Here is a 536-nt window from a genome sequence, read left to right on the forward strand (position 1 = left end):
ATTCAATCCATTAGCGCCCAACACGGCTTGGGTAACGGATATTACGTACATCAAAACGCATGAAGGCTGGCTCTATCTTGGCGCTGTAATGGACTTGTTCTCACGACGAATAATTGGTTGGTCAATGGGCAGTCGTATCACTAAAGAGCTTGCGTTAGATGCTTTATTAATGGCGGTATGGCGTCGTAAACCTGCTGGCAAAGTACTGGTTCATTCAGATCAAGGAAGCCAATACACGAGCCATGATTGGAGTGAGTTTCTAAGCGCTCATGGTTTGGAGGGTAGCATGAGCCGTCGAGGCAACTGCCATGATAACGCAGTAGCAGAGAGTTTCTTTCAACTGCTGAAACGTGAACGAGTTAAGCGAAAAATCTATGCGACCAGAGACGACGCAAAGATGGATGTGTTTAATTATATAGAGATGTTTTACAACCCGAAACGACAGCATAGTTCCAATGATGGGCTATCACCGTTAGAGTATGAACGTCAGTATTTTAATGAGGCTAAAAGTCGTCTACAGAAGTAGTGGCGATTCA

At 44.6% G+C, this 536-nt stretch carries 1 protein-coding gene; it reads left to right on the plus strand.

Translation table 11 applies throughout. The features are described from left to right. Window positions 1–526 (plus strand): IS3 family transposase (locus tag JIG40_RS02595; RefSeq protein WP_199464712.1); only part of this gene is annotated, 526 nt, incomplete at its 5' end. Between the last annotated feature and the right edge of the window lie 10 nt (window positions 527–536).

The organism is Vibrio sp. bablab_jr001 (assembly GCF_016464285.1).
GTDB classification, from domain to species: Bacteria; Pseudomonadota; Gammaproteobacteria; order Enterobacterales; family Vibrionaceae; genus Vibrio; species Vibrio fluvialis.